The 15,415-nt window shown below is 46.0% G+C and carries 12 protein-coding genes; 3 read left to right on the forward strand and 9 right to left on the reverse strand.

The annotated features are described in order from the left end of the window. Nucleotides 1-2: 2 nt before the first annotated feature. The 6 genes from UQW94_RS15185 to UQW94_RS15210 all read right to left on the reverse strand — a co-directional run bounded on the left by UQW94_RS15185 (nt 3) and on the right by UQW94_RS15210 (nt 6,832). Nucleotides 3-2,858 carry a formate dehydrogenase subunit alpha gene (locus UQW94_RS15185; RefSeq protein ID WP_021033875.1) on the reverse strand — a complete coding sequence of 952 codons (2,856 nt, stop codon included), beginning with the start codon at nt 2,856-2,858 and terminating at the stop codon, nt 3-5. Between the two features lie 10 nt (nt 2,859-2,868). Beyond that, entirely contained in the window at nt 2,869-3,069 is a 201-nt protein-coding gene (locus UQW94_RS15190; protein WP_005377542.1) for a twin-arginine translocation signal domain-containing protein, read from the reverse strand. 73 nt (nt 3,070-3,142) lie between these two features. Further along, on the reverse strand, nt 3,143-3,769 hold the full coding sequence (locus UQW94_RS15195) for a TorD/DmsD family molecular chaperone (RefSeq protein ID WP_005377544.1): 627 nt from the start codon (nt 3,767-3,769) through the stop codon (nt 3,143-3,145). Between the two features lie 9 nt (nt 3,770-3,778). Next, the gene (locus UQW94_RS15200; protein WP_054574151.1) at nt 3,779-5,440 is read right to left on the reverse strand and encodes a 4Fe-4S dicluster domain-containing protein; all 1,662 of its coding nucleotides are present in this window, start codon (nt 5,438-5,440) and stop codon (nt 3,779-3,781) included. Nucleotides 5,441-5,748: 308 nt separating this feature from the next. Beyond that, nucleotides 5,749-6,378, reverse strand: coding sequence for a DUF3306 domain-containing protein (locus tag UQW94_RS15205; RefSeq protein WP_005389513.1), 630 nt, complete (start codon nt 6,376-6,378; stop codon nt 5,749-5,751). After that, entirely contained in the window at nt 6,368-6,832 is a 465-nt protein-coding gene (locus UQW94_RS15210; protein ID WP_005389514.1) for a DUF3305 domain-containing protein, read from the reverse strand. The genes UQW94_RS15205 and UQW94_RS15210 overlap by 11 nt, the downstream gene beginning before the upstream one ends. A 323-nt stretch (nt 6,833-7,155) precedes the next feature. On the opposite strand from UQW94_RS15210, the gene UQW94_RS15215 reads away from it, so the two are divergent. Next, the gene (locus UQW94_RS15215; protein WP_005377552.1) at nt 7,156-7,980 is read left to right on the forward strand and encodes a formate dehydrogenase accessory sulfurtransferase FdhD; all 825 of its coding nucleotides are present in this window, start codon (nt 7,156-7,158) and stop codon (nt 7,978-7,980) included. A 240-nt stretch (nt 7,981-8,220) separates the two neighbouring features. On the opposite strand, the gene UQW94_RS15220 is transcribed toward UQW94_RS15215, so the two are convergent. The 3 genes from UQW94_RS15220 to UQW94_RS15230 all read right to left on the reverse strand — a co-directional run bounded on the left by UQW94_RS15220 (nt 8,221) and on the right by UQW94_RS15230 (nt 13,510). Further along, the gene (locus UQW94_RS15220; protein ID WP_031781344.1) at nt 8,221-9,813 is read right to left on the reverse strand and encodes an ABC-F family ATPase; all 1,593 of its coding nucleotides are present in this window, start codon (nt 9,811-9,813) and stop codon (nt 8,221-8,223) included. Between the two features lie 216 nt (nt 9,814-10,029). Further along, the gene (locus UQW94_RS15225) at nt 10,030-12,069 is read right to left on the reverse strand and encodes a cache domain-containing protein (protein ID WP_322142354.1); all 2,040 of its coding nucleotides are present in this window, start codon (nt 12,067-12,069) and stop codon (nt 10,030-10,032) included. Further along, nucleotides 12,059-13,510, reverse strand: a complete 1,452-nt coding sequence (locus UQW94_RS15230; protein WP_151514778.1) for a sigma-54-dependent transcriptional regulator — start codon at nt 13,508-13,510, stop codon at nt 12,059-12,061. Before UQW94_RS15230 ends, UQW94_RS15225 begins: the two co-directional genes overlap by 11 nt. A 334-nt stretch (nt 13,511-13,844) precedes the next feature. Here UQW94_RS15230 and UQW94_RS15235 point away from each other — a divergent pair, with 334 nt between their 5' ends. Then, nucleotides 13,845-14,663 carry a substrate-binding domain-containing protein gene (locus UQW94_RS15235; protein ID WP_005389522.1) on the forward strand — a complete coding sequence of 273 codons (819 nt, stop codon included), beginning with the start codon at nt 13,845-13,847 and terminating at the stop codon, nt 14,661-14,663. A 6-nt stretch (nt 14,664-14,669) separates the two neighbouring features. Beyond that, entirely contained in the window at nt 14,670-15,368 is a 699-nt protein-coding gene (locus tag UQW94_RS15240) for an ABC transporter permease (protein ID WP_322142355.1), read from the forward strand. Nucleotides 15,369-15,415 lie beyond the last annotated feature (47 nt).

Here is a 15,415-nt window from a genome sequence, read left to right on the forward strand (position 1 = left end):
CCTTACGCTTTACGAATGTTACATAGGGTTACTTTGGTTTCCTGCATCAAGGTAACCGGGTCGTAACCGTAAGTGGTTGCCGTGTTAGCCGATTCGCCAACAACGTAAGGTTGTGTACCTTCTGGGTATTTAGGGCGTAGGTCTTCACCTTCGAACTTACCGCCAAAGTGGAACGGAATGAACGCCAAACCAGGTTTCACACGACGTGTTACCATCGCTTTCACCTTGATTCGTCCTTTCTCTGCACCTTCAACCCAAACATCATCACCATCTCTAAAGCCAAGATCGTTCGCGTCTTTCGGGTTCACTTCAACAAACATTTCTTGTTGAAGCTCGGCAAGCCAAGGGTTTGAACGCGTCTCTTCACCACCACCTTCGTATTCAACCAGACGGCCAGAAGTCAGAACGATTGGGTACTCGCCCGATTTGTCTTGCTCTTGAATGGATTTATACAACGTAGGAACACGGAAGATTGCATCTTTGTCTTCCCAAGTTGGGTAATCCGTTACAAGGTCACGACGTGGTGTGTAAAGTGGTTCACGATGCAGTGGCACACGGTCTGGGAACGTCCAAACAATCGCACGCGCTTTCGCGTTACCAAATGGAATACAACCGTGCTTGATCGCGACACGCTGAATACCGCCAGAAAGGTCAGTCTTCCAGTTTTTACCCTCTGCTGCCACTTTCTCTTCAGCAGTTAGGTCGTCCCACCAACCAAGTTGTTTCAATAACTTATCAGTGAACTCTGGGTAACCGTCTTTGATCTCACAGCCTTTCGAATAACTGTCTTCTGCAAGAAGGCTTTTGCCTTCGAATTCCACACCAAAGCGCGTACGGAAGTTACCGCCACCTTCTGCAACCGTCTTAGACGTATCGTACAGAATGTGTGTACCTGGGTGTTTCATTTCTGGTGTGCCCCAGCATGGCCAAGGTAGACCGTAGGTTTCACCGTTGACAGGGCCACCTTCCGCTTCCAATGTGGTTTTGTGGAACGTATGCCAGTTTTGTTGGTGCGCTTTCAAACGCTCTGGGCTTTGGCCTGTGTAACCAATCGTCCACATGCCTTTGTTGAATTCACGCGTTAGGTCTTCAATCACCGGCTGGTTGTTTTCAACACGGATGTTTTTGAACAGAAGATCGGAATAGCCCAGTTTCTTCGAAAGCAGGTACATGATTTCGTGGTCTGGTTTTGATTCAAACAAAGGTTCAATCACCTGATCACGCCATTGTAGAGAACGGTTAGATGCGGTAACGCTGCCGTGTGTTTCAAACTGTGTTGTTGCAGGAAGCAGGTAAACGCCGTCGGTACGGTCGTTCATTACCGCAGCAACCGTTGGGTAAGGGTCCACAATCACCATCATGTCCAACTTCTGCATCGCTTTTTTCATCTCAACACCACGTGTTTGAGAGTTCACTGCGTGTCCCCAGTAGAACATTGCACGGATGTTTTCGCGCTGACGAATGTTGTCTTTGTTTTCCAGTACACCATCAACCCAACGAGATACAGGAATACCTGCACTGTGCATTGGTTTCTGACCGCTGTAAGCGTTGTCATCGAAACGACCTTTGATCCATTCGTAATCGATTTCCCACACTTTTGACCAATGACGCCAAGCGCCTTCAGAAAGGCCGTAGTAGCCAGGTAGCGTGTCAGAAAGTACGCCAAGGTCGGTTGCGCCTTGTACGTTATCGTGACCACGGAAGATGTTTGCACCGCCGCCTGATTTACCAATGTTACCAAGCGCTAGCTCAAGCACACAGTAAGCGCGTGTGTTGTTGTTACCAGTAGTATGCTGAGTACCACCCATACACCAAACAATACAGCCCGGGCGATTTTCAGAAAGCAGTTTTGCTGTTTGGTAAACGTCTTCTTCGCTTACGCCTGTTACGCGCTCTACTTCTGCTGGCGTCCACTTCGCCACTTCAGCACGGATTTCATCCATACCGAATACACGTTGACGGATGAACTCTTTATCTTCCCATTGGTTTTCGAAGATGTGCCACAACACACCCCAAATAAATGCTACGTCAGAACCTGGACGAAGAGAAACGTAGTGATCTGATTTCGCAGCAGTACGCGTACGGCGAGGATCCGCTACGACGATCTTACAGTTGTTCTTCTCTTTTGCGATCAGAATGTGCTGCATCGCTACTGGGTGTGCTTCAGCTGGGTTTGAACCAATGAATAGCATCGACTTACAGTTGTGCATGTCATTGAAAGAGTTGGTCATCGCACCGTAACCCCAAGTGTTCGCTACACCCGCCACGGTTGTTGAGTGACAAATACGCGCTTGGTGGTCAACGTTGTTCGTACCCCAAAGTGATGCCATTTTGCGGAACAAGTACGCTTGTTCGTTGCTGTGCTTTGCGCTTCCCAAGAAGTAAACCGAATCAGGGCCAGACTCTTTGCGGATGTCCATCACCTTGTTACCGATTTCTTCGATCGCTTGATCCCAAGAAAGCTTTTTCCACTTACCGTTTTCAAGCTTCATTGGGTATTTTAGACGACGCTCACCGTGGCCATGTTCACGCAGTGCTGCGCCTTTTGCACAGTGACCACCGGCGTTAAATGGGTGGTCAAATGCAGGCTCTTGACCCGTCCAAACACCATTTTGAACTTCTGCGTAAATACCACAACCCACTGAACAGTGAGAACAGATAGTACGTTTTATTTCTGTTTTCGCTTCTGGATCGACAGATTTTGCTTGCGCTTTTTTCATCATTCCCGGTGCGAATAGACTAGCACCAACCACTGCGCCACCAGCGGCAAGCGAAGTGTTTTTCATGAATGCACGACGAGATACGCCAAGCTGGTTCGTTTCTTTGCTCACACTGTCGGAGCGTTTGACAAGTTTCATCCGTTATCTCCTAAAGTGTGTCGTAGTAATCGCGAATGTGTTGAGTTTCACGATACCCTTTCTTCTTCACGTCGTTTTCAGAAGGCTCAACCGTTTCTGAAGCAACGGCCACTTTCGTGGTTCCCGCAACAACAGCACCGGCAACGGCAGCGGTTGTGAAGCCTTTTAGGAGATCCCTACGGCTTGTGTTTATTTCTTTATTATCTTTCATCATTGCTTCCTTACCTTACGGTAGATCTTTGGAGACTCATGCCTATCTATCGATATGACCAAGTACTGCTCGATTACTCGTAATCAGTGACGTTTTTCACATCAATTTTTAATTTGTTCTTACTGCTTTTGGTGTTCACGCTAAAGCGCACTTGCTCTAACGTTAAAAACGCATCGCAAAGCTGTGCAGCTGGCTTGTAGAAGTTCACGCTTTCTGCGCTCTCTAGTTGGCGCGTAAAAGATTGGAACCAAGGGGCGATGTGTTTGTTAAACACCGCTTGTTGAAGTTCTTCCTCTTCACCTGTCAGCATTGCCATCACTTCGCACAGTGCAGAAATATGGTCTTCAGGCTCTTTCACGTTCTCTTCTCGTTCGATGCCTAAAAGATCCAAATCGCGACGAATTTCCGCTAACGGTTTTTCCATCATCGAGCCAGTGCGATGCCAAGATCCGAATGGCACAACTTCACCACGTCCAATGCCAATAAACAGATCTTGATATTCTTCTTCTAACGCTTCTCGCTGTGTTTCGTTCGCGGCTTGTTGCAGTGCGAGCCAAGCTTTTTGCATCGCGCTCTCAGACGGTTCAATTTCTAGCGACTTCAGGAACGCCAGCATTTCATCACTAGGCGCACTACGAAAAAGTGCAGATAGTACGAGATAAATGTCTGTTCTCAGTGTTTGTTCTTGTTGTGTGTCCACTGCGAGCTCCTAGTATTTCAGTTGTTTCATTGGGTCTTCTGCCATCGACTCAAACATGTCGATCACACGGCAGTCTTCACACATCGCGATACGATTGATCGCCGCTTCATCAGAGAAATGAGAGTGACCGCGTAACTTGTTTTGTAGCATGTCGATCATCGATTGCGGAGCAAAAGGCTTGTGACAACGAATGCACTCGGCTGCCTTTTCTTCATGAATCACAACCGCTTTCTGGCGTTCTTCTTTCACCCAGTTCATACGAGGAGTAAGCGTCAGCACTTTCTCTGGACACGCTTTCTCGCACAGCCCACATTGAATGCAGTCTTGCTCGACGAATTTAAGCGACGGAGATTGACCATCGGTATGAAGTGCACGTGTAGGACAAACTGCCACACAGCTCATACACAACGTACAACCTTTACTTTCACAAGAGACTGTGCCGTAAGGTGCGTTCGCTGGAAGTTCAACAATGTTCTCAACTGGAATACGTGATGCGGACAACGCATCCAACGCCGTAAATAGACGCTGACGTTTGTTACCTTGCAAGTCTCCTAATGCCAAATCAAAAGACTCGGTACAAAGTGTCGGAGCACCTTCACGTAGTGACTCTAGATACAGAATGTCGATGGTTTCTTTGGCGATACCAAGCTGACCGAGCAGCTCTTGAGCAATACCTACTTCGCTATTAAGCACACGAATAATGGTTTGAGGCATAAAACGTGAAGCCGCAAACAGCACCTGAGTAGCACCATTCACAAGCGCGGCGAACCAAGTATCAATACCAACCGAAGGCAGTTCTTCCACCACAATTGGAATCACATTATCTGGCAGTGCTTTTAGTGCCATCACGTTGTAGCTCTCGTGGCGAGAACTACAAATCAATACGATAGGATCTAAACCACCCGCTTGCTCATAGTTGGCGAGCGTACGTTCAATAAACTTTTGCGTATCTTCAGGGTTTGGCAGTGCGTAATGAATCGCTTCTGTCGGACACGCTGTAGCACAAGTACCCACGCCTTGACATAGGTATGGGTTGATCTCGATGCGATGGCCCGTTCTGTCGCTGCCTTCACTCGATAGTGCCCCTGCCGGACAAGCATCCACACACCGTTCGCAACCTTTTACGCCACGAGAGCTGTGTGCACATAAATCGGTATCTAAACGGAAGAATTTCGGTTTATCGAACGTCCCCATTAAGGTTGGAATCTCTTCCAACGCTTCAGCCAGTTTCGGATAGCCACGACCTACTGGGTAGTAGCCCGGTACTGGGACTTCTTCCGACATGCAGCTGTTAAGGCAAAGATCGAGTACGATATCGAAACAATCGCTATTGATCGCGACCTTGGCAAGATTGTTGGTCGAACCATGATTTTCAATCAGAACTTCAAACGTACCTAAGAACCCTGAAACCTGAACCGAATTGGCGTAATAAAGCTCGGGATTTGTGCCCTTTTCGCCATCGGTAGAAAGCAGCGTTAGGCTGTTCATTTGCGACAATTGCGCTGCCGCACTTTCGATGATTGCTGTTGGGCCCACAATCAAAGTATTACCGCCGCTTTCATAGCTTACGGTTGGTGGAATAAGATTGGTCAACTCTACGGTATTTTCGAAAGCGTACAGCCTCGCTTTACCGTTATTGGAAGTTGCTTGTTCTAATAATTGTTTCAGCATTGCTCAATTCCATTTATGAACATGGATAGTCTTTTCCATCTCTTAGTGTAGTTAGCGCCGGAGATTCTGCTGATTAACTTATCAATGAGCATTCTTATTCCGCCATCTATAGGCGATGAATACTACGCAGTGCGTCCGTACTAACTTCAACCAGATTGGTATTGAGCAACAGATAGCAAGTGTCATGCCAATGAAATATCAACTAAAAATCAATAGGTTATCAGTTTTACTGACAAATAGTAGGGATAAAAAAACCGGTTGAGACATTTTGTCTCAGCCGGCTCATTGAGTGTTTAGTCAAAATGTACCTATTCTTTGTGTGGTATATTTTGTCTCACCTCGTTAGGCGGTGATTCTTCAGCAAAAGTATCACTTTCGCCAAGCACTGTATTTATATACAGTTCATTTTCATCTTGAGTAATTTGGGCATTTTTGTCGGTGTTTGACTCTGCGTCTTCAACTACCTCAGATGCGATATCGTTAACATTAAGCTCAGACCCTTGCGCAGTTTCAGCGTCTGGTTCGTCTTCCACTTTGTCTTTAACCCAATCACGCAGCGTCTCAGCGACGTCTTGAGAAAGTGACTTTAAGTTACTGTAATCATCATCGTAATCGTCTAGGCCGTCACGCACGTTAAATTCTTCGGACAAGAACATTTTGCGCAGCGCGGCTTTCTTAACGCTTTCTGAAGCTTCAGAAACCAGCAGTTGCGCCACAGACATTTCTTCGGTTTTTTCAGTCTCTACACTCGCGGTAATGTCTGGAGCCTGACTATCCTCATCGATGTTCAAAGCATCTGAGCTTTCGTCAGCGTTTGAAAGCGCTGTGACATTATCTTCGGATTGCTCCGTCTCTGCTATCGGCGTAATCTCTTCATCATGTTGGGAAGATTCTTCTAGTTTACGTTTCGACCAACGGCTTAAAAAACTAGTTGCCATTTGCTCTGCCTGCTCCTTTGCGTTTCTTGCGTCTTACTTCTAACAACTCACCGTGACGACCAATAAAGGCTTCCATCCAAGCCTGAACGGCTAACGGCATATCGTTGGATAGTACAAGGTTATCACCATCCATATATTGCGCCGCAACAGATTGTGAGGCCGTCAGTAGCTGTATCGCTGGTTTTTCACCAGACTCGACGTTATCCATCACTAAAAAGAGTTTAGGTTGCTGAGAGCTTAAGTTAAAACGGTAGTCTGTACGCTCGTCTTTATGTAATTGCAACAGACAAACATCTGGAGTCTCTTCCGTCGGATTCAGCGCAAATCCTGTCAACTGCCATTGGGTTGTCACCCAAATCCCTGTACTGATCTCATGCTCAACAAGCTCTACGCCGATTGGCCATGTATCCTCAGTCTTTTCGTAATTTTTTTCGAAATCTTTCTTATCCGACATAACTCACCCAGTCTTTCTATTTTTGGTCTGAAAACACACAGGACATTTTGCCCCCGTTTTCGACCATTTTTATTGTCTTCGAAGCAATAAACGCGCCAAGCTGATATAACTTAGTCTATATACTCCCTCAGGCTATAAGTAGCAAACTAGACGAAACTCAAATGTATTGATGTGTCATTACTGCGAACTCGCAGTTTTAATGCATTGTTGACATAAAACCTCGCAATTTCTGTGGGAACCGCTATTTTGGAATGAGATTTGCTAGCCACTTAAAAAGCTAAAATGCGTAGCAACCTAACGCTCTTAATCACTAGGACACGACTGTGCTGAAACCAAATATTATTAAAACCAGTGAAAATCCCCTGCAAACCATTGAAGTCGATGTGTACGACGAGTACGGCGAAAAGCTCACGAAGCAAATCGCTTGCGAGCGTCCTCTTACGGTCATGCTGAACTGGAAAGAAGTGGTCACGCTCATGACGCTAGGTTCGCGTCCAGAAGCACTAGTACTCGGTTATTTAAAAAACCAAAGCTTCCTGTCCGATCCAGCCGCGATCGAATCCGTTATTATTGACTGGGAAACGCATTCCGCTGCGGTGATTACTAAAGAAAACACTGAGCACTTAGAAGGCGCCCTGAAAAAGAAAACCGTCACCTCAGGTTGTGGCCAAGGCACTATGTATGGCAACGTGATGAAGCAACTTGAAAATTATCAAGTGCCTCAAGTTTCTCTTAAGCAGTCAGAAATTTATTCTGCGCTGGAAGCGTTAACCCATTACAACGACACCTACAAAAAAGCGGGCGCAGTACACGGCTGTGCGGTTTGCAAAGGGAATGAGGTGTTGTCATTTGTGGAAGATGTCGGCCGTCACAACGCAGTGGATACACTTGCAGGTGAGATGTGGCTCAAAGAAGAGACAGGTGAAGATAAAATTTTCTACACAACTGGTCGCCTTACATCAGAGATGGTGATTAAAGTGGCTCAAATGGGCATTCCTGTTCTGCTTTCTCGCTCTGGCGTTACTCAAATGGGGTTAGATCTAGCGAAGCAATTTGGTATTACGACCATTGCGCGTGCGAAAGGTTTGCGCTTCCAAGTGTTTACAGGAGCCGACAAGGTTGAATTTGATGTAAAAGGCAACCAATAACACCTTTTCAGTGTAAACTAAAACCAATAATGCGGATTCACAGAGGATGTGGACTATGAATAATGACCAATTGTGGAATTTTCTGCTTACGCCCAGCGGTATCATGCTTTCTATGATTATTACCTTTGGCGTGGTCGGGATCTATGCGTATATAACCGGTCAGTTTAAGGATTAAGGCCAAATATCAAAAAAGCCTCGCTAAATAGCGAGGCTTTTGCTTTTTAAACGCTTTGCGAGTAATTACGCGTCAACACCACGAGATTTTAGGAACTCAGAGTAAGTGCCTTTAAAGTCTGTGATTTTACCATCGCGGATTTCGATAATACGCGTTGCTAGTGAGTCTACGAATACACGGTCGTGAGATACGAAGAACAACGTGCCTTTGTATTGCTCAAGCGCAGTGTTCAAAGATTCGATCGATTCCATATCCATGTGGTTGGTTGGTTCGTCCATTAGCAACATGTTTGGCTTGTGCATCATCAGCTTGCCAAGCAGCATACGACCTTGTTCACCACCAGACAGTACTTTTACTGACTTCTTAATGTCGTCTTGGCCAAACAGCATACGACCTAGGAAACCACGAACCACTTGCTCGTCGTCGCCTTCTTGACGCCATTGACCCATCCAATCCGTTAGATTCATGTCTTCGGCAAACTCATGCGCGTGGTCTTGCGCGTAGTAACCGATGTTTGCATTTTCAGACCATTTGAACTCACCAGCACGCGGTTCAAGTACACCAGCAAGCGTGTTTAGAAGTGTTGTTTTACCCACACCATTTTCACCGATGATCGCAACGCGCTCTCCCACTTCAAAAATTGCATTGAAGTCTGAGAACAAGTCCTCTTCAAAACCTTGGCTCAGGTTTTCTACAATCAGAGCGTTACGGAACAGCTCTTTAGACTGTTCAAAACGAATGAATGGGTTTTGACGACTAGACGCTTTCACTTCGTCCAATTTGATCTTGTCGATTTGCTTCGCACGAGATGTCGCTTGTTTTGCTTTCGATGCGTTTGCAGAGAAACGCGCAACGAACGTTTGTAGCTCAGCGATTTGTGCTTTCTTCTTAGCGTTGTCGTTTAGTAGACGTTCGCGAGCTTGAGAAGCCGCCGTCATGTACTCGTCGTAGTTACCTGGGTAAACACGTAGTTCACCGTAGTCCAAGTCAGCCATGTGTGTACATACTGAGTTTAGGAAGTGACGGTCGTGCGAAATGATGATCATTGTGCAGTTACGCGCGTTTAGCGTGTCTTCCAACCAACGGATTGTGTCCATGTCCAAGTTGTTGGTAGGTTCGTCAAGAAGCATCACATCTGGGTCTGCGAATAGAACCTGCGCTAGAAGCACACGAAGTTTCCAGCCTGGTGCTACTTCACTCATTAGACCGAAGTGCTGCTCCATTGGAATACCCACCGCAAGAAGAAGTTCGCCCGCTTTGGCTTCTGCCATGTAGCCGTCCATTTCAGCAAACTGAACTTCTAAGTCAGCCACTTTCATGCCGTCTTCTTCGCTCATTTCAGCAAGTGAGTAGATGCGGTCACGCTCTTTCTTCACTTCCCATAGCTCTTTATGACCCATGATAACGGTATCGATTACCGTAAATTCTTCGTAAGCGAACTGGTCCTGGTTCAGTTTTGCAACGCGCTCGTTTGGATCGTAGCTTACGTTACCACTGGTTTGCTCAAGCTCGCCGCTGAGGATCTTCATAAAGGTTGATTTACCACAACCGTTAGCTCCAATTAAGCCATAGCGATTGCCTTCGCCGAACTTAACTGAAATGTTTTCGAATAGCGGCTTAGCGCCGAATTGTTGAGTAATATTCGCTGTGGAGATCAAAACCTTTACCTTAGCAATTGGGGTGTATTTAGAAAAACCGGGCAACGGTACTTGTTCATGCTACATACTGCAAGTGTTGTTTTTATTAATTCACTCCAAGTGAAATCATTGTAAGGTTTCTAAGAAGCAAAAGCGTAAACATAAATGCGTCATTAAATACAAAAAAGAGCCACTATCGTCAGTGGCTCTTTTTCCATTAATACTTCAAAAAAGTGACTAAGCGATGTTCGTCACCTCTAGGATCAGTTCGGCTTTTTTAGGTAAATAAATACTGAATTTACTGCCTTTTCCCCATTCAGACTCTGCTTTTAACTCACCACCCGTTTGGCTGAGAATACTTTGGGAGACCGATAGCCCTAACCCTGTGCCTTCTCGTTTCGTTGTGTAAAATGGCGAGAAGATTCGACTCAAGTTTTCTGGTTTAATACCGCAGCCCTCATCGATAACATGAATCGCGGCTCCTTTCACTTCGCCCTCTTCAATCCAGTCTTCACTGACTACTGTTAATGTTCCTTTACCGCTCATTGAGTGAATGGCGTTCATTTGCAGGTTAACTAAGATTTGTAGCAAATGATGGCGGTTTATCTCAACTGACGTATGTGCTTGTAGATCAGTCACAAACTCAACGTCGCGTTTCTTGGTGCCCGTTTTAACCAAGGTGATGCTTTCATCAATGATAGGATTGACATGTTGCCAAGTGATTTCATCTTGAACACCACCTTGGCGACTGTATTGCAATAAACTGCGCGTGATATTGCGGATACGATCAATTTGCGCGTGAATCGCATCAATCTCCTCTTGTACTCGACTTGCATCATCACCCAATTCAAAATGGATCAATTCTACGTTGCCAAGAATCACGGCGGTTGGGTTATTAATTTCGTGAGCAATCCCCGCGGTGAGTTCTCCCAATGCTGCCAGTTTTTCATGAACAACGAGTTTGTCGCGAGTTTGGTTAAGCAATTGAATATGCAGCTCAAGATCTTGGGTTTTTTCTCTCAGGCTTGCCGTACGCTCTTGAACTTTGCATTCAAGTTGAGCTGCGGAGTTTTTCAATTCAATTTTGCGCTCTTCTAGCGCGTCTAACATATCATCAAACTGTCTGGCTAACTGCGCAAGTTCATGATCGGCATCTAATCCTAACGGACCAATCCGTTTTTCTTTACCTTGTTGGACCTGCTTCACCACTTTATGAATGCGTTCGATCGGTCGAAACAGATCATAAGAACCGCGATATACCATCACGCCGGAAACCAGCAATAACATAACCGTAATCAAGCTGATTTCGGCAATGTTCGTCATGTAGGCTTTAACGAATGGCCACATGAGGTAACCCGTATAAAGCATACCAATAACATTGTCGTATTGGTCTTTGATTGGTTGATACGCCGTAATATACCAAGCGTCATACACATAAGCGCGATCAACCCACTGTTCACCCTTCGAAAGTACTTGGTTATACACTTCTGCACTCACGCGAGTGCCTATGGCGCGCCCTAGCCTATGATCGCTGTCTAAAGGAACGTTGGTGCTCACACGCAAATCATCGAGAAATACCGTCAACGTACCCACAGGGCGAAGGCGGTCATTATCACTTAAGTATATGAGATCGCGGATTTGATCCACCAGCACTGTACTATTGTTAAGGAGCAAACCACCATCCAGAAAGCCGATCAAATCGTTCGCTTGGCTGTATACCGGAATCACGGTTCGACTGACTAACCCACGCGCCTCCCTGTCACCATCAGCAAGAATAGGCACTTCTGCTCGTTTGGCGAGTTCAGGATCGAGGCGTTCGAGTTCTTCTTTATTAAGTACATCAAAAAACGATTCGCGCTTGGTGAGATCCATAAAGCGGAATTTGTTTTCCATGGAATTAACGCGTTGGAAAGAGAGAAAATCTAAAGCATATCTTTTCTTCTGCTCTGTGACCCACTTTTGCAGGTCACCTTGTGGCGTTCCTTGATTAATGCGAATACGGAAATCGTACGAATCGGCAAACGCCCGCACGTAATTGGCTTGCTTTTGCTGTAACAACGTTACACTGTTATTTGCAACACCAAGACGTTCCGAGACATCAAGCAGCGCATTTTGCCACGTGTAATGAATAGACCAATAAATGGTAATGCCGATCAGAGCTAACAATGTGAGGAAAATCGGCGCAGAGGTTAAGAATAACAAGCGATAACGCACCATGGTTTTAAAACGGTGCGTCCATTTTGACAATCCTTTGTGCTGTGGGCCGTTAGTCGGCATATTCCTCACCCTCAGAATCCCATTCTTTGTACTTACGCTCTAAGGTCTTGCGAGCTACGCCCAAGTCACGAGCAGCAGCAGACTTATTGCCTTCATGCAAGTTAACGACTTGTTTAATATGTGCTTTCTCGACTTCTTTTAACGTCCAACTGTTTGGATAGCCTTCGCCAGTAAATTCTTTGCCTTCTCTAAAGGTTGGTAACTCAGCAGAGTGAGAAACAGTAATCGATACATTAGGCAGTGAATGCCCGCCATTCAGCTCTCGCCAATAGTGTGCAGGTGGTTTGCCAAGCAAGATACAACGCTCAATCAAGTTTTTCAGCTCACGAATGTTTCCCGGCCAATCGTACTCACTCATGGCTTCCATATCCTCGTGAGCCCATTTGGGCGCAGGCATACCGAGCTCGCGCGTCAGCATATTGCTGAAAAATGGCACCAACTCAAATAAGTCGGTTTTGCGCTCTCGCAGCGGACACACTTCAATTTTCAGAACGTTTAAACGGTAATAGAGGTCACTGCGGAAATTACCTTGATTGACCTCTTCTTGCAGGTTTCGGTTGGTTGCCGCTACGATACGGACATCAATACTGATCTCTCTTTCTGAACCGACAGGGCGAATCGTACGCTGCTCTAACACACGTAATAATGATGCCTGCATTGCAAGTGGCATCTCCCCGATTTCGTCAAGAAATAAGGTGCCACCGTTCGCAACACGGAACAAACCTTCACGCGATTTTTTTGCACCGGTAAACGCGCCCGATGTATGACCAAACAACTCACTTTCTAAAAGCTCTGGTGCAATCGCGCCGCAGTTGATTGGCACAAACGGGCCCGTTCTCCCACTCGCCTGGTGGATACCTCGTGCAACTAGTTCTTTACCCGTACCCGACTCACCTTCCACCAAAACAGAAGCGCGTGATGGTGCAAATTGGTTAATAAGTTGCTTAAGCAGACGCGTTTTTTCTGAGCCGCCGATGATCTCTGAGGTATTGTGACGTTGGTAATCGCGTGTCATGGCGTACTGCATGCGTTCGTTCAAACGGCGATCCATACAGCGACTGACCGCTTTTAACATCTGCTCAAGGTTGAATGGTTTGAGGATAAAGTCGGAAGCACCGAGCTGTAGCGCTCGAATGGCAATTTCTAAATCCGCATAACCCGTCATAAAAATCACATCGGCACGTTTGTCATCATCTTCAAACGCTTCTTCCCACTCAATTCCAGAACGCCCTGGCAGATTAATATCCAGTAAGATCAGATCATAATGTCGAGAATTACGCAGTAGTTCTGCTTCTTCGATGCTACCAGCTGTATCGACATGTGAAAAAAGCTTACCCAATGCCTTTTTCAAGATGGCTTGCATGCCTAATTCATCATCGACGACCAGTACGGAAAAGGCGCTATATTGTTGGTTTGTACTAAGATGGGATTGAGTAGACATATTTACCCCAGATGGATTTCGATGGGACAGAGTGTACCAAGTTTAAACAGAGATACCCTACAAAAAGTGCGACATTTTGTACCAACGCAAACTTTTATGCAAATAACCCCATGATTTAGTGCATAAACCAAGCACTTTAAGCTTGTAAAAGGTTGGCATCTTGTTTGCTATAAGGTGGATACGGAGCGCATTTAAGTGATCTCAGGATGTTGATGTTTGCTTATTCCAACACCCTAAGACAACTTGCGTATTACGCTAATCGCTCTCGTCCAAAAAGGCTTCTCCCTAAAACCTGGAGAGATTCCAAAGAATCATTGGAAAGGAACACATAAAAATGAAAAAAATTGCGCTAACTCTGGCTGCAACGTCTATCACGCTTGTAAGTTACTCTGCGTTTTCTGCTCAAGACGGAGAACATGTTCGCCTTGCAACCACAACCAGTACTTACCATTCAGGTTTACTTGATTACCTGCTTCCACAATTTGAAAAAGACACGGGCTACAAAGTCGATGTTATTGCTGCAGGTACGGGTAAAGCCTTAAAAATGGGCGAAAACGGTGACGTAGATTTGGTGATGACACATGCACCAAAAGCTGAAGGCGCATTTGTTGAGAAAGGCTACGGCGTTTTACCTCGCAAGCTAATGTACAACGACTTTGTGATTGTAGGCCCGAAAGCTGACCCAGCAACAATCAAAAATGACGAAGGCGTGTTAGATGTATTCAAAGAGATCGCAAACAAAAACGCAACGTTCATCTCTCGCGGCGATGATTCTGGTACGCACAAAAAAGAAATGGGCTTCTGGGCTCAAACTAAAATCGAACCGAACTTTGGTGGCTACCGTAGCGTAGGTCAAGGTATGGGCCCAACTCTAAACATGGCGTCTGAAATGCAAGGCTACACCATGACGGATCGCGGCACATGGCTGGCTTACCAAAACAAATTGGATCTAGAAATTCTGTTCCAAGGCGATGAAAAACTGTTTAACCCGTACCAAGTTATTCTTGTTAACCCTGAGCGTTACCCAACGATTAACTACCAAGGTGCGAAGGCATTCAGTGATTGGTTGGTAAACCCTCGCGGACAGGAACTTATCAATGGTTTCCGCCTAAACGGTAAACAACTGTTTGTTGCGAATGCTGAGAGCAAATAACGCAATATGAATCTTGCTGATACAACACTGGAAGCGCTTCGCTTACTGGTGAATTTTGATGCAGACCTATGGGAGATCGTTGCGGTCTCCTTTAGTGTTTCTATCACGGCAATATCACTAGTGGTATTGCCGGCTATTTTGATGTCCTTTGTACTGGCGTATACCGACTTTCGCGGTAAATGGTTTTTGTTGTCGATCGTAAATACGCTGCAAGCGGTCCCTACCGTGGTGATTGGCCTGTTGCTGTACATGTTGCTGTCGCGTGCTGGCCCTTGGGGAGACTGGCAAATGCTGTTCACTCAGAAGGCAATGATCTTCGGCCAAATGGTGATCTGCTTCCCTGTTTTGGTATCGATGATGCATGGTGCATTACAATCTAGCGACCGTCGTGTAGTGGAAACTGCCATCACGCTGGGCGTCTCCATTCCGCGCTTGGCAGCTACGATGATTTGGGAAACCCGCTTTCCTCTACTTGCGGCTATCATTGCAGGGTTTTCACGTATCGTGACCGAGGTGGGCTGCTCAATGATGGTTGGTGGGAACATTATGGGCGTGACGCGAAATATTCCCACGGCTATCGCAATGGAAAGCAGTAAAGGTGCTTTTGCGCAAGGAGTTGCATTAGGAATTGTATTACTATCTTTAGCGTTGGCTCTAAACTTCTTCTTGTCAAGCATGAGAGGCAAAGGCTACCTCAGAACATAGAACATGAAGCAAACAAACGACTCACCATTAACCCCATGTCGAGGCGA

Origin of the sequence: Vibrio sp. PBL-C16, assembly GCF_034321865.1 — a bacterium.
In the GTDB taxonomy this organism is placed as follows: domain Bacteria; phylum Pseudomonadota; class Gammaproteobacteria; order Enterobacterales; family Vibrionaceae; genus Vibrio; species Vibrio alginolyticus.

What these genes read in the sequence shown, in the direction of transcription:
- UQW94_RS15185 (WP_021033875.1), bottom strand. Translation starts at nt 2,858, where the DNA reads ATGAAACTTGTCAAACGCTCCGACAGTGTGAGCAAAGAAACGAACCAG.
- UQW94_RS15190 (WP_005377542.1), bottom strand. Translation starts at nt 3,069, where the DNA reads ATGAAAGATAATAAAGAAATAAACACAAGCCGTAGGGATCTCCTAAAA.
- UQW94_RS15200 (WP_054574151.1), bottom strand. Translation starts at nt 5,440, where the DNA reads ATGCTGAAACAATTATTAGAACAAGCAACTTCCAATAACGGTAAAGCG.
- UQW94_RS15205 (WP_005389513.1), bottom strand. Translation starts at nt 6,378, where the DNA reads ATGGCAACTAGTTTTTTAAGCCGTTGGTCGAAACGTAAACTAGAAGAA.
- UQW94_RS15210 (WP_005389514.1), bottom strand. Translation starts at nt 6,832, where the DNA reads ATGTCGGATAAGAAAGATTTCGAAAAAAATTACGAAAAGACTGAGGAT.
- UQW94_RS15225 (WP_322142354.1), bottom strand. Translation starts at nt 12,069, where the DNA reads ATGCCGACTAACGGCCCACAGCACAAAGGATTGTCAAAATGGACGCAC.
- UQW94_RS15230 (WP_151514778.1), bottom strand. Translation starts at nt 13,510, where the DNA reads ATGTCTACTCAATCCCATCTTAGTACAAACCAACAATATAGCGCCTTT.
- UQW94_RS15235 (WP_005389522.1), top strand. Translation starts at nt 13,845, where the DNA reads ATGAAAAAAATTGCGCTAACTCTGGCTGCAACGTCTATCACGCTTGTA.
- UQW94_RS15240 (WP_322142355.1), top strand. Translation starts at nt 14,670, where the DNA reads ATGAATCTTGCTGATACAACACTGGAAGCGCTTCGCTTACTGGTGAAT.